Below are 23462 nucleotides of genomic sequence, written 5' to 3' on the forward strand. Positions count from 1 at the left end.
TACCGTTCGACTTGCATGTGTTAAGCCTGCCGCCAGCGTTCAATCTGAGCCATGATCAAACTCTTCAATTTAAAGTTTAATTTGCAGCTTGCGCTGCGACTCAATATAACTGACTAAAACTAATTACTCTTATCTCAACACCTAAGTATAAAAACTTCAGTATCAAAACAATGAATAACTTATTATTCTGAATAAATAAATTTATTCGTGTGTCACTTTTATTGATGAGTAATCTATTCACGAAGTGAAAAGTTACTGCCTTGTGCTATATAAATAACAAAGGACTTTGATTTTTTTTGAAATCACATCAACAATAAGTGTCCACACAGATTGTTTGATTAAATTGTTAAAGAGCGTGCCTTTCGGCGAGGTGCGTATATTACGCTACCTACAAACGATGTCAATGATTAATTTGCGTTTCTAATCAACGTGTTACGTTGTTAAAAACCTAATCTCTTTCGTTCTAAGTAACCGGACTGACTTGCGTCTTTCCCGTTTCCGTGGGGCGCATTATAGAGACTTTGATCACACTAGCAAGGCTTTATTGATGATTATTTCAATAAAATGATCGACTGATTACTTAACAATCGATGTGTTCACTTATCATCTAAATAGCGCTGTTTTTTTAACTGTTAAGTATGATTTTTTCTTTTTTTATTCTTTTTTTAAATCGAAAAATTTATTTTTGTAAATTTTGGACATAAAAAAAGGAGCTAAGCTCCTTTTTTATTCATTAATTTTTGTGGCGACTATTTTTTGTAAAGACAAAGGTATGCAGTTTGTACTTTTACCTTAACATCAAAGCTCACATTTGCTTCTACTTCAAATGTTTCACCCGCGTTAAATGTTTTCCAGTCCGTTGCGCCAGGCAATTTGACCGTCAAAGCACCGCTTACAACTGTCATGAACTCGTAAGCATCAGTACCAAAGGTGTATTCACCGATATTCATCACGCCAAGTGTTGCTGGTAATGTTTCGCTTTGGAATGCAATTGATTTCACATTGCCATCGAAGTACTCATTGCTTTGAAAACTCATTTTATTTCCTTTGTATGCCATTTATGTGTAAATGATTATGAACAAGGCAAATTTAAAATTCAAGTGATTAAATTACCGATTCAAATTCAGCTTCCATCTGCTCAATATTTTCCTGTGCATCCATCCAATCCATTTCCGCTTCCTGCAATGACTCTTTTAAGTCTCCCTGCTGCTTTAATAACTCGGTTAAACGCGCTTTTTGTGCATGTTCATATAATTCAGAATCTGCCAACTGTTTTTCTATCTCTTCTATTTGTTGGCTCAATTTATCCATTAATTTTTCTGAACTGTTTAACTGCTTTTTATAGGGCGTTAATTTTTTACGAAATTCAGCTTGTAAATGTTTTTGCTCTTTACGATTAACGCTGGATGAATTAACACTTTCAACATCTTGTAGCGGCTGCTTTTCAATTCGTTGTTGGTCAGATAACCATTTATGATAATCATCAAGGTCACCAATAAAAGGCTCTACCTTCTGGTCATGTACTAAATATAAATCATCCGTTGTGGTGCGTAACAAATGACGGTCATGCGAGACGACCACCATTGCACCTTCAAATTCCTGCAGTGCCATGGTTAATGCGTGGCGCATTTCTAAATCGAGGTGGTTGGTTGGTTCATCCAGTAATAATAGGTTGGGTTTTTGCCACACTAATAGGGCCAACACTAAACGCGCCTTTTCTCCACCGGAAAATGGTCTGACTTTATCTAATGCCTTTTCCCCCTGAAAACCAAAAGTGCCCAAAAAATTTCGTAGTGGTAATTCTTTTTCATCCGGTGCAAGCCGGGAAAGATGTTGAAGTGGTGTTTCATCCAGGGACAAAAACTCTAATTGATGCTGGGCAAAATAACCAATTTTAGCCTTTGGATTGATCTCAAGCTTACCCGAGAGGGGCTGAAGCTGGCTTGATAATAGTTTAATGAGGGTTGATTTACCTGCGCCATTACGCCCCAACAAACCGATTCTACTACCGGGCGCAAGATTTAATTCTATTTTATCAAGGATCAATAAATCTTCATAACCGGCACTCACTTTTTCCAAAGTTAATATCGGCATCGGCAAAGCATCTGGCTCTCTAAAGGAAAAACTAAATTGATTATCCAAATGTGCGGGTAATAACTGCTCCATTTTTTCTAATGCTTTAATACGACTTTGGGCTTGTTTGGCTTTGCTGGCTTTATAACGGAAACGGTCAATATAACTTTGCATATGACTCATTTGCGTTTGCTGCTTTTCAAAAGAAGATTGCTGCTGTGCTAGCTTTTCAGCTCTCTGGCGCTCGAAGCTCGTATAGTTACCGGTATATTCATGGAGCTGATGCTGCTCTATGTGGATTATTTTATCAACGATAGTATCAATGAAATCACGGTCATGTGATATTAAAATTAATGTACCAGTATATTGCCGCAACCATTTTTCCAGCCAAATAACCGCGTCTAAATCAAGGTGGTTGGTTGGTTCATCAAGTAATAACAAGTCAGAAGGACAAAGTAATGCCTGCGCTAAATTCAAGCGCATTCGCCAACCACCCGAAAAATCACTGACCGAGCGACTTTGAGCTTGCTCCGGAAAGCCTAAACCGGCGAGTAATTCAGCTCCGCGGGACTCAATAGTATAACTGCCCGCCTGGTCCAATTTAATATGCAGCTCTGCTATTTTGTTGCCGTTATCAGCGGCTTCAGCCTCTCGGAGTTGATGCTGCAAGGCTCTGAAATCACGATCACCGTCAATAACGTATTGCAGTGCATTCATATCCAGCGCAGGGGTTTCTTGAGCAACACTGGCCATCCGCCAATGCTGTGGAATACTCAAATCGCCATTATCAATCTGTGCTTCTTGCTTTAACAGCGCAAAAAAACTTGATTTACCACAGCCATTAGCGCCGACTAATCCCACTTTCTGGCGTGGGTTGATTGTTGCACTGGCATTTTTAAGTAAAGATTTACCGCCGCGAATTAATTCAATATTACTGGCCACAATCATAAAAAAATATTCTCGATATTATACAAGTAAAGATAAAACTAATAATAACGGACTTTGTAAAGTTGAGCCATAGCAGTTGGTAATCAAATACAATTTGGTTACCATGGATCAATGATGGATCAGACAGAGTATTCAAAATGGCATTATCAAAAAATAAAAAACGTTTTATCGCGGGTGCAACCTGCCCAAAATGCAATGAGCTTGACAGCATAGCTTTGACACTGGAAAATGCAGTTGAAACTTTAAGGTGTGTATCTTGTGGTTACACACAATCACAAACACCTAAACAAGCAACATCGGCAACCCGCCAATTTGAGCAAATTATAGGTGTGTTTGATCCGAATGAAAATTGAATAAAACTTAAATAATGAGAAATAATATGAAAATTACAAATGACTCGGTGGTTTCAATCCACTTCGGCGTTTCAGAAGTTGATGGTAACGCATTAGACAGCACTGAAAACGGTGCTCCACTTGAATTCATTCAAGGTTCACATTATTTAGTGCCAGGCTTAGAATCCGAATTAGAAGGCAAACAGGTTGGTGATAAATTTGACGTTGAATTAGAAGCTAAAGATGCATATGGCATTTTCCAGGAAGAATTAGTACAACAGGTACCCCGCTCTTTATTTGAAGGTGTTGATGAAATTGAAGTCGGCATGTCGTTTCAGGCTGAAACAGATCAGGGACCACGCTCCGTTGAAGTAACAGAAGTCGGTGAGGAAAATGTCAGTATTGATGCAAATCACCCTCTGGCTGGCATGGCTTTGCGATTTGTAGGTGAAGTTGTTGGCGTTCGCGTCGCAAGCGAAGAAGAAATGGCGCATGGTCATATCCATCCTACTGACAGCAGTTGTGATGCAGATAACGAAGAAAAAGAAACAGCGCACGAATGCTGCGGTGGAGATAAAAGTAAACACGCGCAAGGTGATAGTTGTTGCGGTGACAAGCATGAAGAAAAAAAATCAGATCATGAATGCTGCGGCGGACAACACTAGCATCTGATTTATTGATTGAATGACAGTGTGATTTTTCTATTGCACTGGCCTTCAATCAATTCCCCTCACTTAAATTTCTTCTCTCTGTTAAAAAAAACTGACATCCTCTGTTCATAAGTTAAACCAAGCCTTATAAATTCCACTGTGATAACCAGCAACAAAGTCAAAATATTAATTTTCATTGAATGAAAAACCAACAATACTATCAACAAATTCATCGGGTTCGCTAACAAAGGGGGCATGCGATGAATCTTTAAATACTTTTTGCTGGGATCCCGGCAGTAATTGCTGCATCGCAAAACTTGTTTCGATGGGGATTAAACTGTCAAACTGACCAAAAATGGATAAGCAGGGGATATTAATCTGAGAAAATTCCCTTCGTAAATCACTATCATTGAGAAGATCTAACCCTTCACTTAAAGCAATCAAAGAGGCTGGTTTTGTATCGCTCAAAAGTTTTTTTAATATGAGCGCGTCTTTACGTGCACTTTTACAGCCCATCGCTTGAATGCTGATAAAGCGTGCTAATATTTTATCGGTATTTTTTAATAATCCCGATTTGAAGTTCTCAAACACTGCCGTCTCAACGCCCGGCCAAAGCTTATCGCCAACAAATTTAGGCGAAGCGCAAACTTGAATTAATTTGGCAATTTTATCGGGGTATAAATAACTGGCATGGCTTGCAATTAAACCGCCCAGAGACCAACCACACCAGATCGACTGCGCCGGTACCCTTTCCATAATACGATCTACTATTGCATCCAGAGAATATTCAGCTAAACCTTCACTGCCGCCAAATCCAGGCAGATCGATTAAATGCACTCGAAAATGCGCCGATAAGCCTTCCAATACAGGGGTCCAAACCACCGAGTTCACTCCCCAGCCATGTAATAATATCAAATCAGGCCCTTCACCCAGCACACGGCAAGTTACACTTTGTTCTATAATCACAGTCTCTCTCTTTTTATTGGATAAATACAGGTGCAAACAGTTACTGCCTTTATTAAACAAAAATTAAAACAATTAATCGAGCTATTCTTACCTGCCCGCTGTTTAATGTGCGAATTATCAAGTAACGATAGGCTTATCTGTGGACCTTGCCAAACAGCGCTACTCGAAGCAAGAACCTGCTGTCAACGCTGCGGCTTAGCCTTGAATATCTGTTTACCATTTTGCGGTGATTGTTTAAAACAAGCGCACCTATTTGAGCAATTACACGCCCTTGGAAGTTACCAGCCCCCCTACTCGCAAATGGTTAAAAAATTAAAATATACAAAACAGTTACTTTACGGAGAGCTATTGGGAGAATTACTCAGCGAATCTATAGTGCTGAATTTATCCGCGCAACAGCTAAGTAGAGTCGATTATTTACTGCCCGTGCCGTTACATACAAAGAAACAGCGTACTCGCGGTTTTAATCAGGCACAAATAATTGCTCAGGTGGTAGGCAAACATTTAAACATCCCTCTGATATTAGAGGGGGTTAATCGCCAGATAAACACCAGAGCGCAGGAAGGGCTTACGTTAAATAACAGAAAAAAGAATTTAAACGGAGCTTTTTCTATCAGCCTTGCCGTGCAGCAGGAAATAACAGGCGCTCATATTGTCATTATCGATGATGTTGTCACCACCGGGGCGACAGCTAACAGCCTGTGCCAAACACTTTTAAAAGCAGGCGCACAACGAATTGATATTTGGTGTTGCTGCAGAACGTCATTATCCACTCAAAAGTAATAACACAGCTTAATTTACTGTTTTTTTATACTGCTTAAAATGAATACCGAGGATAATAATAGGTTTTAGACTTTGTTATTAATTTGATTCATGACACCCTATCGTTTATCACCTTGTGGCCAGCTGAAGCTGTTCCAAGTCATTACTTAGGTTTTGTGTAATTAAAACACCGAGTTGTTTCATCAACGCCTTGCTTTGATTCATTTTTCCGCATGTCAATGAGAGCGAATCCGGCAGGATATAAAATAATCACTATTATTTTTTTCTTAATTATTTATAATGCTTGAGTAAATCACTCAAGAATAAAGGTCCAACTATGATTGAAATCACTCCAACTGCACAAGCACATTTTAAAAAATTACTTGAGCCACAAAAAGAAGGTACAAACATTCGCGTGTTTGTTATTAATCCCGGCACAGCTAAAGCAGAATGCGGTGTTTCTTATTGCCCGCCAGAAGCCGTTGAAGGCAGCGATACACGTTTAACATTTGATGGTTTTGATGCCTTGGTTGATGAAGTTAGCGTCCCCTTTTTAGAAGATGCCTTTGTTGATTTGGTTGAAGAAGATACAGGAACTCAGCTAACACTTAAGGCGCCTAATGCAAAAATGCGTAAAGTAAAAGACGATGCACCACTCATCGAACGCGTTGAATATGTTATTCAGGTTCAAATAAATCCGCAACTGGCAAGCCACGGTGGTTTTATTAAATTGATAGAAATAACAGCAGATAATGTTGCTATCATTGAATTTGGTGGTGGTTGTAACGGTTGTTCTCAAGTTGACTTAACACTCAAAGAAGGCATTGAAAAAGAGCTCTTAGAAGAATTTTCTGGCGAGTTAAATGCCGTGCGGGATATCACTGAACATGAAAGTGGTGATCACTCTTTTTATAAATAAAGAAAATGATTTAACAAGGGCTGAAGCAAACTTAGCCCTTGTTTACAAGTGTGAAATAATCCTCATAATTTATACCCTTTTTTCAATTTATTCAGCCAATAAAATAATATTCAAGCATTCTGCAAGATAATTGTATTATTTTTAAGCAACTTAATAACAGTAGATATGATAAATTGGCAAGAATTATCTTTATAGAAACATGCTCAGCTGCAATTATTTTTTTATTTTGTGTGTAGCTTCAAATAACACGAGCATTTTATGAACAAATCAAGTAGAATGCGCCACCCTCGCAAACGGATTCATTTTTATCCCTGCGAAACATTCAGATTAAACCTACTACGCGGTTGATAATACAAAAATTAATAGATGGTTTCAGTGATCAAACTGAAATGGTTGAGGTGATGTAGGTATAGGCTGAATTTATTGTACTTAAGTTATATCTTAAATACATACTTAAACCGAACTCATGAGGCCAATATGTCAGAGTCAACAATTACCGATAAAGAAGTTGTATTACCAAATTTTAATGAATTAAACTTACCAGAAGAACTCCTCAAAGTTGTTACTGAGTTAGGTTACGAAACCCCCTCTCCAATTCAAGCTGAATGTATTCCCCTATTGTTACAAGGCAAAGATGTTTTAGGTCTTGCACAAACAGGTACAGGCAAAACAGCTGCATTCGCTTTGCCTTTACTGGCAAACATTGATATTAATGCAAAGCTACCTCAAGTATTAGTGCTTGCGCCAACACGCGAATTAGCTATCCAGGTTGCAGAAGCATTCCAAACCTATGCACGGCATTTACGTGGTTTTCATGTACTTCCTATTTACGGCGGTCAAAGTTACGACATCCAATTCAAGCAGTTAAAACGTGGACCTCAAGTTGTTGTCGGTACACCCGGTCGTATCATGGACCATCTAAAACGTAAAACATTAGACTTATCACACCTTAAAACACTGGTACTTGATGAAGCTGATGAAATGTTACGCATGGGTTTCATTGACGACGTTGAAACAATCATGAAAGATATGCCGGATCAGCGTCAAACAGCGCTTTTCTCTGCAACGATGCCGGATCAGATTAAACGTATTACAAAACGTTATATGAACAATCCAACTGAGGTTAAAATCCAAAATAAAACCTCGACTGTTGCAAATATTGAACAGAAATGTTGGATAGTACGTGGTGTTAATAAGCTTGATGCCTTAACACGTATGCTTGAAACTGAAGAATATGATGGTGTGATCATCTTTGCTCGTACTAAAACAGCAACAGTTGAATTAGCCGAACGCTTAGAAGCACGCGGTTACCGTACTGCAGCATTAAATGGTGATATGAATCAGCAAGTGCGTGAACGTACTATTGCACGTTTGAAATCAGGCGGGTTAGATATCTTAATCGCAACGGATGTTGCTGCACGTGGTCTTGACGTAGAGCGCTTAAGTTTAGTGGTCAACTATGATATTCCAACGGATACAGAGTCTTATGTTCACCGTATCGGACGTACAGGCCGTGCGGGTCGTAAAGGTAAAGCAATCTTATTTGCAGCGCCACGTGAACGTCGTTTATTAAAAGCGATTGAACGCGCAACCCGTCAAGAGATTGCTATTATGGATCTGCCTAGCCGTGATGAAGTTACCAAAACACGTATTGCTAATTTTGAGAAGCAACTTTTATCTGTTATTGAAAGTGAAGACCTTACTTTCTACCGTACTTTATTCGGACAGATCGAAAACAATACCGATATTGATGAGCAAGACCTAGCAGCAGCTCTTCTTTATATGGCACAGAAAGAAAAACCTCTACAGCCAGTTGAAGAAAAATTTGTTGAACCTCGTTCAAATGACCGTGAAGATCGTGGCCGTCGCGACCGCAATGATCGTAACGACCGTGGTGGCCGTAATGATCGTACTGAACGTAGTGACCGTGGACGCCCTGACCGTAGTGAACAAGGTGGTGATAAACCCCGTGGACGTGGTCGCCCGACTGATGTTGAATTAGAAGTATATCGTATCGATGTAGGTCGTTCTCACGGTGTTCAAGTTAAAAACATTGTCGGTGCCATTGCTAATGAAGCAGATATCAATAGCCGTTTTATTGGTGATATCAAACTGGCTGATGATTATTCAACCATTGAATTACCAAAAGGTATGCCGGCTGAAACACTTAAACATCTTGAAAATGTTTATGTTTGTAAACGTCAGTTGAATATTAAAAAGAACTAAAAAACGTTTCTAAATAGCGTTTTAGTTTAAAATCAAGGGTGCTTTTTAGCACCCTTTTTTTATACCCAAAAATATAAAATCCAACGTTGAAACGCACAAATAGTTAGCGAGTGATTATCAATAAAAGGTTATATTTAAACGTAAGAGTTGTAACTGTGACGGGACGAAAAAGGGTTAGGGGAAAAATAGCGATCTTAATATCAAGAAAAACCCTTTTCAGAAGCTCAAATCTGCAAAGGGTTTGTTTATTACGGCAATATTATCTGCCTATCTACCTTGCAGAAAAAAACATCCTCAAATGTGCTGGTAGCGGAAAATAACCCTTCTTTATTTTTTAGTCGGCCGTTTCCAGTTATTAATATTACGTTGCTTAGTACGGCCAACCGCTAGGGCATTCTCCGGCACATCCATCACTATCGTTGAACCGGCGCCCGTTGTTGCGCCATTGTTGACGGTCACAGGTGCGATCAGCTGACAGTCGGAGCCGATAAACACATCGTCGCCGATATGCGTATGAAATTTGTTCGCGCCGTCATAATTACAGGTAATAGTACCAGCGCCGATATTAACCCTTTCACCTAAAGTACTGTCGCCGATATAAGTTAAATGGCCGCATTTAGTGCCATTACCCAGGGTTGATTTTTTAATCTCCACAAAGTTACCAACGTGCACCTCTTCTTTAAGCACGCTCTGGGGACGAATGCGGGCAAATGGGCCGATAGTTGCGCGGGCGCCAATGCTACTGGCTTCGATAATTGAATTGGCCTGAATCACGGCATTATCGGCGATATCACAATCAATCAGAATACAGTTTGCACCAATAACAACACCGTTACCCAAATGAACCTTACCCTGAATAATAACATTGATATCAATTTCAACGTCAACACCACAGGTTAATTCTCCGCGTAAATCAAAACGGTGCGGATCTCGCAGCATAACGCCGCTGAGCAGTAGTTCATTGGCTTTGTTAAGCTGATAGGCACGCTCTAAATTGGCCAGCTGCAGACGGGTATTAACACCTTCCACTTCTGTTGCACTTTGTGGCTGGACAGCACAGATAGTGCGCCCGTCTAAATGCGCCATTTTAATAATATCGGTAATATAATATTCACCGGCCGCATTTTCATTACTCAGCGCAGGCAGCCAACGACTTAAATCATTTGCATCTGCAACCAGAATACCGGTATTAACTTCTTTAATGGTTAATTGCGCCGGGGTTGCATCTTTTTGCTCAACGATACCAACAACATCGCCATTGATCCGTTCAATACGACCGTAACCGGTTGGATTATCGAGCTCAACGGTTAACAGTCCGATACCACCGAGCGGTTGTGCCGCAATTAAATCTGCTAAGGTTTTTTCTGCAAGCAGTGGCACATCACCATAAACCATGAGGATTTTCTCATCATTTTTAAAATGAGGCAGTGCAATCTGCATTGCATGTCCGGTGCCTAATTGTTCGACTTGCTCGATCCAATTAAGACTGCCATCGGATATTTTTGCCTGCAGCTGCTCTCCGCCATGACCGTAAATTAAATGAATACTGTCAGAACCGATACTTTTAACCGTATCAATCACGTGCTGAACCATCGGTTTATCGGCAATTTTATGGAGCACTTTGGGAAGTTCAGAACACATACGCGTACCTTTGCCGGCGGCAAGGATAACAACACTTAAAGACATAGAGGAAACCTCAATAATTAAAAAATTAAAAATACCATTCTAACGGAGTTTTTACATTTAACGAATAATAAAATGACATGCTCCTATTTAAGGAATGAATTAAGCTAAAAAATTAATATTACTATTCAGATAATTTGATGAGATGATAGTTATAGCAAACGCATAAAATAAGTGATCAGCCTTGCTAGTGTTGGTTTTTCCTGCGCATACAAGGTCATATCTTTGATACATTTGCTATTAACACTATAAAAATCCATTGTTTTTCATCATAATCTAACACAGAGATCACCAACTCCTCACTTTTCCCTAAAATATAGGCTATTTTATGAAACAACAAATATTGCAAGAGATGCGGGTTTTAGCAACTATTAATGAAGAAATGGAAATCAAGCGTCGTATCAACTTCATCAAAAACAAATTACAGCAAGCCGCCTGTCATTCATTAATTTTAGGTATCAGTGGCGGTGTTGACTCAAGTACTACTGGGCGTTTATGCCAACTCGCCATTGAGCAATTAAATCAATCTGAGAATACGGACAAATACCAATTTATTGCCGTTCGGCTGCCCTATGCGGTTCAGAAAGACGAAGATGAAGCACAATTGGCATTACAATTTATTCAACCTTCACATGTTACGACCGTCAATATACAAAATGGTGCCGATGGCATTCATGCAAGCACCTTAGAGGCACTTCAGAGCAGTGGAATCAAGCTTTTGAATACTAATATCGACTTTATTAAAGGTAATGTCAAAGCGCGGATGCGCATGATTGCACAATATGAAATTGCCGGATTAACCGGGGGTTTAGTGGTTGGAACGGATCACAGTGCTGAAAATATTACCGGCTTTTATACCAAACACGGGGATGGGGCTTGTGATTTAGCGCCCTTATTCGGTTTAAATAAACGTCAGGTTCGCGCATTAGCTAAACATCTCGGCGCACCGGCAATTTTAGTTGAAAAAGCCCCCACGGCAGACCTCGAAGAGGATAAACCTCAGCTGCAGGATGAACACGCATTAGGCATGACGTATGATCAAATTGATGATTTCTTAGAGGGTAAAAGTGTCAATCAAGAAATTGAAGATAAGTTAATCGCAATTTATTTACGTACCCAACACAAGCGTCAAGCTGTTCCCACTATTTATGATTGAGTCGTCAAGATTCAACCTAAAGGATCAAGTGGAACATTAGCTTTGGGTTTTATTAAGCCAGATCAAGCAAAACACTAGCCAGAACAAAGCAGAAAATGGTAAATTCAGGGCTCCGGTTAATCATTAACCGCGACTCTTTTATTTTTTTAACAGAAAGGATTGATAAATCATGAAAAAAGTAGGTTTAGTTGGTTGGCGCGGTATGGTTGGTTCTGTGCTTATGCAAAGAATGCGTGATGAAAATGATTTTGCAACGATTGAACCTGTGTTTTTTACCACCTCGCAAGTTGGCCTTTTAGCTCCAGAAATTGGAAAACCGAGCGCCACATTAAAAGATGCCTTCGCCATTGATGAACTGGCGAAGATGGATATCGTCGTCACCTGCCAAGGTGGTGATTATACGAATGAAGTTTACCCAAAACTGCGCGCAGCAGGCTGGAAAGGTTACTGGATTGATGCCGCATCTTCATTACGGATGCAGGATGACAGTATTATCGCATTAGATCCCGTCAACAAAGATGTTATACAACAAGGCATTAAAGACGGAGTTAAAACCTTCGTTGGTGGTAACTGTACGGTTTCATTATTATTAATGGCGTTAGGCGGTTTATTTGAAGCCGAACTAATCGAGTGGGTAACCCCGCATACTTACCAGGCAGCGTCAGGTGCCGGTGCACGAAATATGCGTGAACTTATCAGTCAGATGGGCTCTATCAGCGCCTCGGTTGCCGATAAATTAGCCGATCCTGCCTCTGCAATTTTAGAAATAGATCAGCAGGTAGCTGAACATATTCGTAGTGATGCGCTGCCAACAGAGCAGTTTGGCGCTCCCTTGGCCGGTAGTTTAATTCCCTGGATTGATGTGCCGATGCCATCGGGTCAAAGTAAAGAAGAGTGGAAAGCCCAGGTTGAAGCAAATAAAATTTTAGGTACAAGTGACAAGCAGGTCCCGATTGACGGTTTATGTGTGCGTATTGGTGCAATGCGCTGCCATAGCCAGGCGATCACCATGAAACTCAAAAAAGATATTTCAGTTGCTGAAATTGAACGTATTTTAGGCGCGCATAATGAGTGGGTTAAAGTAATTCCAAATGAACGTGATATTACTATCAGTGAACTTTCTCCTGCTAAAGTAACGGGTACTTTAACGGTGCCTGTCGGCCGCATTCGCAAATTAGCAATGGGACCGGAATACGTTACAGCGTTTACTGTTGGTGACCAATTATTATGGGGCGCCGCCGAACCGCTTCGCCGTATGCTAAACATTTTACAAGCGTCGTAAATTTTATTCGGCACACAAAAAAGGCTTCTTTTTAGAAGCCTTTTTTAATATATAAAACCATAAGGGTCATTAGAAAAGAATCAGCGTTCATCCTTTGGACTGCGGGATAACAAATCCATCGCCGCCTGTTTGACACCTTTACCCTGGTACAAGACATAATAAATTTGTTCACAAATGGGCATTTCAATGCCAATACGATGTGACAAATTATACACCTCTTCAGTGTTTCGATAACCTTCGACTACTTGCCCTATTTCAATTTGCGCTTCATCGATCCCTTTGCCCTGCCCCAAAGCAAGTCCAAAACGACGATTACGAGATTGATTATCGGTACAGGTTAATACCAGATCTCCCAGACCCGCCATGCCCATAAAAGAGGATTCTTTAGCGCCCAGTGCCACACCCAAACGCGTTAACTCAGCCAAACCGCGCGTAATCAGTGCGGTACGGGCATTTGCGCCAAAACCTAAACCATCGGCCAGACCGGCGCCTATTGCAATCACATTTTTCACAGCTCCGCCCAGTTGTACTGCTGTGAAATCATCTGAAATATAGGTTCTGAAATTACGGTTATTGTGAAAGAGATCGGCGATATCCTGAGTAAACTTGCTTTCAGATCCAGCAATAGCGACTGCGGTCGGTAAGCCTTTCGCAACTTCCATCGCAAATGTCGGACCGGAAAGAACCGCTAAAGGATAATGCTTTCCTAACACATCAATGGCCACTTCCTGCAATAAACGCCCTGTTTTAGCTTCTAAGCCTTTTGTCGCCCAGGCAATTCGATGCTGCGGAGTAAGAAAGGGTTTGATTTGTTGTAAAACCAGTGCAAACACATGACTTGGAACCACCAATAGAATATTTTGAGTTGCGGCTAAACAAACCTCTAAATCAACTTCAGGGATTAATAGTTCCGGAAATTTAATATTGGGCAAAAAGGCTTTGTTTTCGCGATCCGATTGTAAGCGTTTGATATGATCTGCTTGATGCCCCCAAAGCAAGGTGGGGTGACCGTTTCGAGCCAAAGATACAGCAAGGGCGGAGCCATATGATCCCGCTCCTAAGACTGTAATGGCTATATTATCTGCCATACAAATACCTACTTCACTTTATAATCACCGGCAGCATATTAAGCTGCACAATGATTGATTAAGAATCTAATTTAGTTTCTTCTGCTTGTTTACGTATACAGCCTGCTTCATTAAAGTTAAACCGTTATCATCACTAGAAATAGACTTAACGGCTCAGCAATTGATTAAGAATCTAATTTAGCTTCTTCTGCTTGTTTACGTAATACAGCCTGTTGGAATAAAGCATCAAAGTTGACCGGCGCGAGGTTTAACTGCGGGAAAGTACCACGGGTAACAAGGCTTGAGACGGTTTCACGTGCGTAGGGAAATAAAATATTAGGACAGAATGCATTCAAGCAATGTGCCATCTGCTCGCCTTCTAAATTTCCAACGGAGAAAATACCCGCCTGTTGAACTTCGCATAAAAACGCAACATCTTCACCAACTTTTGCCGTCGTTGTTAAGGTCAACACCACTTCAAAAACATTATCTTCTAATTTTTGGCTTTTTGTATCAATGTCCATTGACACCTCTGGTGCCCATTCCTTTTTGAAAATAGTCGGTGAGGTTGGGCATTCAAAAGAAATATCTTTTACGTAGACACGTTGGATATTAAATTCAACTTGTTCTGCTTTAGCTTGTTGTTCTGGTTGATCCTGTTGTTCTGCCATTATAATCCCTTAAAGTTAGCTTGTGCTAATGTGAATTCATTGAGTATTAACTGCTCGCGCGGTGATGTTTGCCGAATACTCTATTTGCTTAATAATTTATCCAGTTTACCACTTCGTTCCAGCGCATAAAGTTCATCACAACCGCCCGTAGGCTGATCATTGATGATAAGTTGAGGAACCGTACTTCCGCCGGTTAGCGCAACCATTTTGGCACGCGCGTCCGAAGAGGAAACATCAATATCAGTGTAAGCGACGTTTTTCTGGTCCAACAATTTTTTGGCACGAGTACAGAACGGGCACCATGATGTTGTATAAATAACTATTGTTGCCATAATTTACTTCTTCGTTGTTGGTAATTTAGCTTCAGCCCAGCCATTCATGCCAGAAAGTAAATTGCTTACTTGTGTAAAACCAGCTTTTCTCAATTTACCCGCGGCACCCGATGAACGGTCACCTGAAGCACAGACTAATATGATGGGGGCCTCTTTATGTTTTTCAATATCTGAAAAATTCCCTTCGTCAATTTGTGACACAGGTATGTTTTTTGCGTTTACAATATGGCCTTTTTTGTACTGATCAACCGGGCGGACATCAACAATGATCGCATTTTGCTTATTTATCATCATAATCGCATCCTGCGCTTCGATACTTTTAACACCCGAGATTTTACTCTTAACAAGGCTTTGCAGCAGCATAGCTGCAATTGCAACCCACGCTATCGATAATATTGGTTCGCTGGAAAAAAAATCTATATATTGTTGCATAGGTTATGATCATCTTCTGTAAGGTTTATTTGCCGCGATTATACCTTGTGAAATGAATAAAATCAGCCAAAGTATTATTCAATGAGTTATAAAATGAATAAATTTAGTTATTTTTCCACCCGATACAGACGATGAAAAGCTTTTTCAGTGACAATGAGCTGCAATGTTGTAAAATCATGCGCTCTATCATTAAGTCAGTTATTCCTGCACGGGTATAATAAGTAACAATACCAAAGCAACTTAGGAAAAAGTAAAGATCATTTCCAGGTTATTTTGGTATGGTTACCCAAAAGACTTAAGAATGCAGATTTAAGTAATTTGGATATAAACATATTTTCAACATTAATCTCAAAGAGGCTCCACATGACTATTGCTAAAAAACCACTTGTTTTATTAATTATGGATGGTTGGGGATACCGCCCCAATATGCCGGACAATGCTGTTGCAAATGCAAATACGCCGGTACTTGATAAGCTCTGTAAAGATTACGCCAATGACCTTCTCTCTGCATCTGGAATGGATGTGGGTTTACCGGACGGTCAAATGGGTAACTCAGAAGTTGGCCATACCAATATTGGCGCTGGCCGTACTGTTTATCAAAACTTAACCAAAGTGACCAAGTCTATTGCCGATGGTGATTTTTTTGACAATAAAAACTTTGTCGATGCGGTTGATAAAGCGGTTGCAGCCGGTAAAGCCGTACATATCATGGGTCTTGCCTCTCCCGGTGGCGTACATAGCCACGATGGACATATTGTTGCTGCTGTCGAATTGGCCGCTAAGCGTGGCGCAAAAAATATTTTAGTTCATGCTTTTCTGGATGGTCGCGATACACCGCCAAGAAGTGCAGCTGGTACTCTGGCACTCTATGAAGAAAAATACGCAGAGCTTGGTGTTGGCCGTACGGCGACATTAGTGGGCCGTTATTTCGCAATGGACAGAGATAACCGTTGGGATCGTGTTGAGCAAGCCTATAACTTGTTAACCCAGGCAAAAGCTGAGTTCACTGCAGATAATGCACTGGCTGGTTTAGAAAATGCTTATGCGCGTGACGAAAATGATGAATTTGTTAAAGCAACCGTGATTGGTGAAGCAGCAGCTATCGAAGATGGTGATGCGGTTTTATTTATGAACTTCCGTGCAGACCGTGCACGTGAAATAACCTATACATTTACGGATTCCAACTTTTCGGGCTTCAAACGTGCGGCACTGCCAAAGGTTCACTTCGTCACACTGACCGAGTTTGCCGATGACATTACTGCACCTGCGGCTTTTTCAAGTGAGTCATTAACCAACACCCTGGGTGAATGGTTAGCCGATCATGGTAAAACACAGTTGCGTATCTCGGAAACCGAGAAATATGCACACGTCACTTTCTTCTTCAACGGCGGCGTTGAATCTGAATTTAAAGGCGAAGATCGTACTTTGATTAAATCACCTGCGGTTGCAACCTATGATATGCAACCCGAAATGAGCTCTGCCGAGCTGACCGAAAAATTAGTTGGCGCAATCAAAAGCACAAAATACGACGTGATCATTTGTAACTATCCAAATGGTGATATGGTTGGCCATACTGGTATCTATGATGCTGCTGTTAAAGCCTGCGAAGCCGTTGACAGTTGTATTGGTGAAGTTGTCACTGCATTAAAAGAAGTGGGTGGTGAGTGTTTAATTACGGCCGATCACGGTAATGCAGAGCAGATGATTGACCCGCTAACAGGCGGTATTCATACGGCACATACCAACTTGCCAGTACCGTTCATTTATGTCGGTCGGAATGCACAAATGGCATCAGGCGGACGTTTATGTGACATTGCACCGACTATGTTGAAATTAATGGATATGGAAATCCCAGCAGAAATGACGGGTACCCCACTTATTACATTAAAATAAACTGATAACAGCATAATGCTATTAACAGCTCAGTATTTAGTTATTTTATTCAAGCAAAATTGGTAAAATTTCTAAATGCTGAACTATCTAAAATAAGTGCAGGAAATTAATGACCAACACGCGTCTTAGCAAAAAAAAGAGCATTTCAGCAGTGTTAGTCAGCTGCTTTCTTTTCTGCTTTCCCCTTTCAATACAAAACAGTTTTGCAGCTGATAAGCTTGCAACGATTGAACACCAGATAAAAACCGCCAAAGGCGCCCAAAACCAACAAACTAAACAGCAAAAATTATTAGAAGAACTGGTTGCCGATGCTGAAAAAGAGACCGCCATTGCAACTCTTAACGTGCAGCAGAGCGAACAGGCAATCCAACGTGAAGACAGCCGTCTCAAAAAATTAATAAAACAAACGGCTCTGCTTGAAGAAGATAAAATAAAACAACAAAAACTGCTTGAACAGCAATTGATCAGCTCCTACATGACGGGGCAAAATGATTTAATAACGTTAATCTTAAATCAACAAGATATCAGCAAAATAATCCGAGCAAAAAGTTATTACCAATACCTTAATAAAGCGCGTCTGGAAAGCATTAACGCACTCTATGAAACACAACAGCAATTAGAAAACAACCGATCTGAACAAGCCGAGTCTTTGCTCGCCTTAAAAGGATTGTATGCAAAACAGAAAACAGCTGCAGAAAAATTACTTGAACAACGTCTTCAGCGAAGCACCGCCTTAAGAGAGTTAAATCAGGACTTAAATTATCAAAATGTCCTACTTGCCCAACTGGATGATCAGGCAAAACGTTTAAAAGCGCAACTCAAAAAAGAGAGTGAAGCACGACAAAAACGTGAGTTAGCGGCAGCAAAAGCGCTTAAAAAAAGACAAAGCAAATTAAAAGAGAAAACCTATTCCAGTATTAGCAAACAATTAGGGCAATTAAACTGGCCAATTCAAGGTGAGGTTTTATCCGCCTTTGGCAGTCAGCGTAGCGGCCAGTTAAAGTGGAAAGGCATCACCATTGAGGCAAATGAAGGTGAAAAAGTACGGGCTGTCGCAAGCGGACGCGTTTTATTTGCCGGATATTTTAAAGGTTACGGCATGGTCATCGCATTAGATCACAGTGATGGTTATATTAGCCTGTATGGCTACAACCAAACCCTATTACAGAAAACCGGTGATCTAGTTTTCCAGGGTGATGCGATCGCGCTGGCCGGGCACAGCGGGGGACAGGATAAGAACAGTCTTTATTTTGAATTGAGCTACAAAGGCACAGCCAAAGATCCCCTGCTGTGGCTTAAAAATAAACATAACTGGAAATAAAAACTCCACTTCAGAGAATCCCAAACCACTTCCACAATGAACAGTTGAAAAAGGGGTTTGGTTATAAAACGGCTGCAGGATACTCAGCTTAAAATAAGCAATACTATGACCAACAGCGATTCACAAAAAATGTAAAGAGGTGGAATGTTTTTGTCCCAAATAATGACACCCACTATTACATTAGGCCATAGTACAAAATATCTGAGCATGCTGCCAAAATCCAATCAAAAGAGTATTTATTATGCGCTTGTCTGTATTTTCACCCGAATATTCAACACAATTATTAATTGATTTACAAAAAATTTATCAGCCTTACTTTAGCCCGGAAGAGCTCACCACAGAATCCCTGCAGACGTTAATTGAAGATAAGCAATCACAGTTATTTGTGACCTTATTTAATGCGCGTCACCTCGGCGCGGTAAGAGTATGTGCAACAGAGCACGAAGCGACATTAAGTTTATTATCCGTGCGCGACCTGACTCGCCGCCGTGGCATCGCCAAAAATCTGCTTAAGGAAGTTGAAAAACACCTCAAAAATAAAAATATGACAGTGGTTAAAATGTGCTTAGATAAATTTCCCGAACAAGAGAAAGAGGGGCTGACTCTATTTATGCTGGCATGCGGTTATTCATTGACTGATGGCCTGTTCAGTAAGAATCTATAATCCGCTCCTGTTGTACTTAAAGAATTGAGTGATTCTTTAAGTACAACTATATTCTTACCTTTTTCCCCTGTATTCTTGCGCCCTTGTCTATCTCGCCACTTAGTATGCATAAATAAGCAGGTTAAAAGTAACTGGATGACAGAAACGCTCTTTTGACTTTGCCGAATGTGTAAAAAGGCGTAAAGAGAAAAACCCCTAATAACCACAATCAGATGAATTAACAGCTCAACCCTGGCAGTTTGCAAGGTCAGCGCTTATTCTTCGTGTCATTGTTAAAACCATCTTGAAAGGAAAAAATCATGCCTTGGATACAATTAAAATTAAATGCGACTGCAAAAAATGCAGAAAGTATCGGTGAACTATTAATGGAAAATGGTGCATTATCGGCGACCTTTACCGACGCGCATGACGTCCCTATTTTTGAGCCGGCACCGGGTGAAACCCGCCTTTGGGGTGATACCGATATTACCGGTCTTTATGAAGCAGAAACGGATATGTTACCGATCATTGAGCAATTACGTAACAGCCCGCTTTTAATGGATGATTTTTCCTACAAAATTGAAGCGCTGGAGGACAAAGATTGGGAACGTGAATGGATGGATAAATTTCATCCCATGAAATTTGGTGAACGTTTATGGATCTGCCCAAGCTGGAAGCCTGTTCCCGATGAAAATGCGGTCAATGTGATGCTTGATCCCGGGCTTGCATTTGGTACCGGCACGCATCCAACTACGGCTTTATGTTTGACCTGGTTAGACAGCCTGAATTTGCAGGATAAAGTGATTATCGATTTTGGTTGCGGCTCCGGCATTTTAGCCATTGCAGCCTTAAAATTAGGCGCTAAAAGAGTGATTGGTATTGACCTTGATCCGCAGGCTATTACCGCGAGCCGCGACAATGCCCAACGTAACAATGTGTCTGAGCAACTAGAATTATATTTACCCGCTGATCTGCCCGAAGGTATTTTAGCCGATGTTTTAGTGGCTAATATTCTTGCCGGCCCGCTTCGTGAACTGTCAACAAGCATTAAAGCTCTGGTAAAAAATGATGGATTACTTGCCTTATCTGGCATTCTTGAGCAACAGGCCGATGAATTGATTGGCGTTTACGGACAGTGGTTCAGCATGGATAAAGCCACCATTAAAGAAGAGTGGGCAAGACTATCCGGGGTAAAAAACATCGCAGAGCAATCTGCTTAAAGAGTTAACAATCGTAATTCTAAAATAAAAAGTGAGTGATTCTTTGCTGTTGAAAAACATAAATAAAGAACACTCGCAAGCCTTTATCGCAAAAAAAGCATAAATATTGATCAGTAACAAGACTTTTAAAGCTAAAAAGTGACCTTCAATTAATAAAACTTAAAACAGCCTAGTTTGCAAGCAAAATAATTGCAAAATGCTTAATTAATAGCCTTTATTCTCATCACAAAAATGCGTACACTACGCCGCCTTGACCAAGAGAATTGCTTAATATATGCGCATCGGGCAGTATCAACTAGATAACAAAATCATTTTAGCACCCATGGCAGGGGTAACAGATCGCCCCTTCCGTGAGCTTTGTCGAAAACAAGGTGCAGGACTTGCAGTGTCCGAGATGCTGTCATCGAATCCGCGCGTATGGAACAGCAGGAAGTCGAAGTTAAGAATGGACTACCATAATGAATCTGGCATTAGATCAGTGCAAATTGCTGGCTCAGAGCCTTTGGCAATGGCGGCAGCTGCACAATTGAGCGTGCAGCAAGGCGCTCAGATCATTGATATCAATATGGGTTGTCCCGCTAAAAAAGTGAATAAAAAGAAGGCTGGCTCAGCATTATTACCTCACCCTGAACTTGTACGGGCAATTTTAGAAAGTGTGGTTGATGCCGTTGACGTGCCTGTTACTTTAAAAATTCGCACTGGCTGGGATCCCGACAGTAGAAACGGTCTGGAAATCGCACGAATAGCAGAACAATCGGGTATCCAAGCACTTGCAGTGCACGGTCGTACCAGGCAATGTTTTTATAATGGATTTGCTGAATACGACACCATAAAAAAAATTAAACAAAATGTAACTATTCCTGTGATTGCAAATGGTGATATTACCTCAGTGGAAAAGGCAAAATTTGTGCTTGATTACACCGGTGCTGACGCCATTATGATTGGACGAGGCGCACAAGGTGCTCCTTGGATATTCAATGAAATTAATTATTATCTAACAACGGGAGAGCAACTTGCCCCTCCGGATAAATTGGAAATTGCCCAGATCCTTATTGCCCATGTACAAGCTTTACATGGTTTTTACGGGGAAGTAATGGGACCTCGAATTGCTAGGAAGCACGTTGGATGGTATTTAAAAGAGCAGGATCAGTTAGGTCACTTTAAGCGACAATTCAATACAATTGACTGCCCGTACGAGCAATTAAAAACGTTAGAAACTTACTTAAATAAATAAAGAGTTAATAGCCATGTTTGAACAAAATATTTCTTCAGAAGCACTTACAACAACAACCAGTATTCCTGCTACCGGGCAGATAACTCAACGACCACTTCGTGATTCAGTCCGTCAAGCGGTGTCAGGTTATGTAGCACAACTTAATGGTCAAGATCCAACTGAATTATATGAACTTGTTTTATCTGAAGTTGAAGCGCCATTATTGGATATTATTATGCAGTATACTCGTGGTAATCAGACCCGTGCGGCAACTATGCTGGGCATTAACCGTGGTACATTACGCAAAAAACTGAAAAAATATGGCATGGGTTGATAGCTCAGTCATTATTTAATCGAAAAAGCGACTCAAAGGTCGCTTTTTTTATGTCTAGAATAAATAATATCAAAAGTTATTTGCCACTAAACGATTCGCTTTATCCATTACAGAACAGGGAAATCTATGCTCTTATTACCCATTAATGAACAGTTAAAAAATTTGCAGTCATGGCAGCAAAGTGTTTTCTGCATGGCACTGGCGCAACACAGTCTTTTACATTTTCACCTTTTTTCTGAAGCAATTAAAAGTGAGCATGGGCAAACCATTGATACCCTCAACCAACTGTTTTGGGAAAAAATGACAGTAAAAGGTGCAAAAATAAATTTTGCCATACAACAGGATCGTTTTGAGGACATTATTCCCGATACGCGTGAATTTGATTTTTACGGCGTTTATCCGGCGCTGGATCACTGTGTTATTTTAAGTTGTGCTTTTAATAGTTTTTTAACTGAATCAAAAGACGAAGCTTTTAATGCCAGTCAAACCTCATTTGCAACTATCGCAAGTTTCATTGAATTACAAAATGACGGCGAAGTTGATGAGCTGTCATTAACTGAACTTCCACTGATCCAGTCTGAGTTAGTTTTTCAACAAACGTTACTTGAAAAATTAGACAATCAGCGCAGTCCTGAGCTCATAAAATCAATCAGACAGTTTGTGCTCGATCTTGGAATAACTAATTTAGGCATCGCGCTTAATGATTAAATTCGTCTTTATTGTGTGATTTTTAACACATTGTGCAAAATAAAGGGATATTTCTATTACTTTTATAAGTAATAGTCTTTACAACGGCAATCTATTGATAAGATACTAGAATCTCTTGAAAATATAGATTTCAGTTAGTCGATTAGCGACTGAATTTTAGACAGAAAGTTAAAATATACTTTTTGCAGACACACCAGCTTAATAGGGATCTCAGAATGGCTGGGTATCCCTCTTAAAGCTAATTCTAACTACCTATAAAAATGGAAATACTAAGATGAACAAAACTCAACTTATTGCTGATATTGCAGATAAAGCAGAACTCACAAAAGTTCAAGCGAAAGTGGCTTTAGAACAAATAATGACCAGCGTCACAGAAAGTCTAAAAGATGGTGAGCCAGTACAGCTAATTGGATTTGGTACTTTTAAAGTAAACCACCGTGCAGCCCGTACAGGTAGAAATCCGCAGACCGGAGCAGAGATTCAAATTAAAGCGGCTAATGTGCCTGCTTTTGTTGCCGGTAAATCGCTTAAAGAAGCCGTTAATAAATAACAGCTTTAATAGAAAGGATGCAAACTAGCTTGCTCCTTTCTTTTTATCCCGCCTTTCGTTTTAATCTTTTTATTAATAACC

The 23462-nt window shown here is 40.3% G+C and carries 23 protein-coding genes and 1 rRNA gene; 15 read left to right on the forward strand and 9 right to left on the reverse strand.

Annotated features, from left to right (window positions below; genetic code table 11):
• The 3 genes from ACJAZP_RS15110 to ACJAZP_RS15120 all read right to left on the reverse strand — a co-directional run.
• Window positions 1–71: ribosomal RNA gene (locus ACJAZP_RS15110) — 16S ribosomal RNA — on the reverse strand; the annotation flags it as partial.
• A gap of 678 nt (window positions 72–749) precedes the next feature.
• Window positions 750–1037, reverse strand: a complete 288-nt coding sequence (locus ACJAZP_RS15115; RefSeq protein WP_415231574.1) for a pyrimidine/purine nucleoside phosphorylase — start codon at window positions 1035–1037, stop codon at window positions 750–752.
• A 67-nt stretch (window positions 1038–1104) separates the two neighbouring features.
• Window positions 1105–3021, reverse strand: coding sequence for an ABC transporter ATP-binding protein (locus tag ACJAZP_RS15120; RefSeq protein WP_415231575.1), 1917 nt, complete (start codon window positions 3019–3021; stop codon window positions 1105–1107).
• A 137-nt stretch (window positions 3022–3158) separates the two neighbouring features.
• Here ACJAZP_RS15120 and ACJAZP_RS15125 point away from each other — a divergent pair, with 137 nt between their 5' ends.
• Window positions 3159–3374, forward strand: a complete 216-nt coding sequence (locus tag ACJAZP_RS15125; RefSeq protein ID WP_415231576.1) for a YheV family putative zinc ribbon protein — start codon at window positions 3159–3161, stop codon at window positions 3372–3374.
• A gap of 26 nt (window positions 3375–3400) precedes the next feature.
• Complete coding sequence (gene slyD, locus ACJAZP_RS15130; RefSeq protein ID WP_415231577.1) at window positions 3401–4018, forward strand: peptidylprolyl isomerase; 618 nt, start codon at window positions 3401–3403, stop codon at window positions 4016–4018.
• Window positions 4019–4189: 171 nt separating this feature from the next.
• Here slyD and bioH read toward each other — a convergent pair whose 3' ends face one another.
• Window positions 4190–4969, reverse strand: a complete 780-nt coding sequence (bioH, locus tag ACJAZP_RS15135; RefSeq protein ID WP_415231578.1) for a pimeloyl-ACP methyl ester esterase BioH — start codon at window positions 4967–4969, stop codon at window positions 4190–4192.
• A 30-nt stretch (window positions 4970–4999) separates the two neighbouring features.
• Here bioH and ACJAZP_RS15140 point away from each other — a divergent pair, with 30 nt between their 5' ends.
• The 3 genes from ACJAZP_RS15140 to ACJAZP_RS15150 all read left to right on the forward strand — a co-directional run bounded on the left by ACJAZP_RS15140 (window position 5000) and on the right by ACJAZP_RS15150 (window position 8876).
• Entirely contained in the window at window positions 5000–5752 is a 753-nt protein-coding gene (locus tag ACJAZP_RS15140; RefSeq protein WP_415231579.1) for a ComF family protein, read from the forward strand.
• Between the two features lie 316 nt (window positions 5753–6068).
• Window positions 6069–6650 carry a Fe-S biogenesis protein NfuA gene (gene nfuA, locus ACJAZP_RS15145; RefSeq protein ID WP_415231580.1) on the forward strand — a complete coding sequence of 194 codons (582 nt, stop codon included), beginning with the start codon at window positions 6069–6071 and terminating at the stop codon, window positions 6648–6650.
• Window positions 6651–7127: 477 nt separating this feature from the next.
• Window positions 7128–8876, forward strand: a complete 1749-nt coding sequence (locus ACJAZP_RS15150; RefSeq protein ID WP_415231581.1) for a DEAD/DEAH box helicase — start codon at window positions 7128–7130, stop codon at window positions 8874–8876.
• Between the two features lie 327 nt (window positions 8877–9203).
• On the opposite strand, the gene glmU is transcribed toward ACJAZP_RS15150, so the two are convergent.
• Window positions 9204–10562: a bifunctional UDP-N-acetylglucosamine diphosphorylase/glucosamine-1-phosphate N-acetyltransferase GlmU gene (gene glmU / locus ACJAZP_RS15155; protein ID WP_415231582.1), complete on the reverse strand. Its 1359-nt coding sequence runs from the start codon at window positions 10560–10562 to the stop codon at window positions 9204–9206.
• 325 nt (window positions 10563–10887) lie between these two features.
• On the opposite strand from glmU, the gene nadE reads away from it, so the two are divergent.
• Both nadE and asd read left to right on the forward strand, forming a co-directional pair.
• Window positions 10888–11715, forward strand: coding sequence for an ammonia-dependent NAD(+) synthetase (nadE, locus tag ACJAZP_RS15160; protein ID WP_415231583.1), 828 nt, complete (start codon window positions 10888–10890; stop codon window positions 11713–11715).
• Window positions 11716–11884: 169 nt separating this feature from the next.
• Window positions 11885–12997 (forward strand): aspartate-semialdehyde dehydrogenase, encoded by a 1113-nt coding sequence (gene asd / locus ACJAZP_RS15165; RefSeq protein ID WP_415231584.1) that lies wholly within the window; start codon window positions 11885–11887, stop codon window positions 12995–12997.
• Between the two features lie 80 nt (window positions 12998–13077).
• Here asd and gpsA read toward each other — a convergent pair whose 3' ends face one another.
• The 4 genes from gpsA to ACJAZP_RS15185 all read right to left on the reverse strand — a co-directional run bounded on the left by gpsA (window position 13078) and on the right by ACJAZP_RS15185 (window position 15499).
• Window positions 13078–14085, reverse strand: a complete 1008-nt coding sequence (gene gpsA / locus ACJAZP_RS15170) for an NAD(P)H-dependent glycerol-3-phosphate dehydrogenase (RefSeq protein WP_415231585.1) — start codon at window positions 14083–14085, stop codon at window positions 13078–13080.
• A gap of 164 nt (window positions 14086–14249) precedes the next feature.
• A complete protein-coding gene (gene secB / locus ACJAZP_RS15175; protein ID WP_415231586.1) occupies window positions 14250–14735 on the reverse strand; it encodes a protein-export chaperone SecB in 486 nt (161 codons plus the stop codon).
• Window positions 14736–14815: 80 nt separating this feature from the next.
• The gene (grxC, locus tag ACJAZP_RS15180; RefSeq protein WP_415231587.1) at window positions 14816–15067 is read right to left on the reverse strand and encodes a glutaredoxin 3; all 252 of its coding nucleotides are present in this window, start codon (window positions 15065–15067) and stop codon (window positions 14816–14818) included.
• 3 nt (window positions 15068–15070) lie between these two features.
• The gene (locus ACJAZP_RS15185; RefSeq protein WP_415231588.1) at window positions 15071–15499 is read right to left on the reverse strand and encodes a rhodanese-like domain-containing protein; all 429 of its coding nucleotides are present in this window, start codon (window positions 15497–15499) and stop codon (window positions 15071–15073) included.
• A 363-nt stretch (window positions 15500–15862) separates the two neighbouring features.
• On the opposite strand from ACJAZP_RS15185, the gene gpmM reads away from it, so the two are divergent.
• The 8 genes from gpmM to ACJAZP_RS15225 all read left to right on the forward strand — a co-directional run bounded on the left by gpmM (window position 15863) and on the right by ACJAZP_RS15225 (window position 23381).
• Window positions 15863–17392: a 2,3-bisphosphoglycerate-independent phosphoglycerate mutase gene (gene gpmM / locus ACJAZP_RS15190; protein ID WP_415231589.1), complete on the forward strand. Its 1530-nt coding sequence runs from the start codon at window positions 15863–15865 to the stop codon at window positions 17390–17392.
• 109 nt (window positions 17393–17501) lie between these two features.
• Window positions 17502–18713 (forward strand): murein hydrolase activator EnvC family protein, encoded by a 1212-nt coding sequence (locus tag ACJAZP_RS15195; RefSeq protein WP_415231590.1) that lies wholly within the window; start codon window positions 17502–17504, stop codon window positions 18711–18713.
• A 241-nt stretch (window positions 18714–18954) separates the two neighbouring features.
• Window positions 18955–19377, forward strand: coding sequence for an aspartate 1-decarboxylase autocleavage activator PanM (gene panM, locus ACJAZP_RS15200; protein ID WP_415231591.1), 423 nt, complete (start codon window positions 18955–18957; stop codon window positions 19375–19377).
• A 299-nt stretch (window positions 19378–19676) separates the two neighbouring features.
• Window positions 19677–20576, forward strand: coding sequence for a 50S ribosomal protein L11 methyltransferase (prmA, locus tag ACJAZP_RS15205; RefSeq protein ID WP_415231592.1), 900 nt, complete (start codon window positions 19677–19679; stop codon window positions 20574–20576).
• 274 nt (window positions 20577–20850) lie between these two features.
• Window positions 20851–21810 (forward strand): tRNA dihydrouridine synthase DusB, encoded by a 960-nt coding sequence (gene dusB / locus ACJAZP_RS15210; protein WP_415231593.1) that lies wholly within the window; start codon window positions 20851–20853, stop codon window positions 21808–21810.
• Window positions 21811–21823: 13 nt separating this feature from the next.
• Complete coding sequence (fis, locus tag ACJAZP_RS15215) at window positions 21824–22123, forward strand: DNA-binding transcriptional regulator Fis (protein WP_415231594.1); 300 nt, start codon at window positions 21824–21826, stop codon at window positions 22121–22123.
• 126 nt (window positions 22124–22249) lie between these two features.
• The gene (locus ACJAZP_RS15220) at window positions 22250–22831 is read left to right on the forward strand and encodes a YjaG family protein (protein WP_415231595.1); all 582 of its coding nucleotides are present in this window, start codon (window positions 22250–22252) and stop codon (window positions 22829–22831) included.
• Window positions 22832–23105: 274 nt separating this feature from the next.
• Window positions 23106–23381, forward strand: coding sequence for an HU family DNA-binding protein (locus tag ACJAZP_RS15225; RefSeq protein ID WP_415231596.1), 276 nt, complete (start codon window positions 23106–23108; stop codon window positions 23379–23381).
• Window positions 23382–23462 lie beyond the last annotated feature (81 nt).

This window comes from Psychromonas sp., from assembly GCF_047632955.1.
Taxonomy (GTDB): Bacteria; Pseudomonadota; Gammaproteobacteria; order Enterobacterales; family Psychromonadaceae; genus Psychromonas.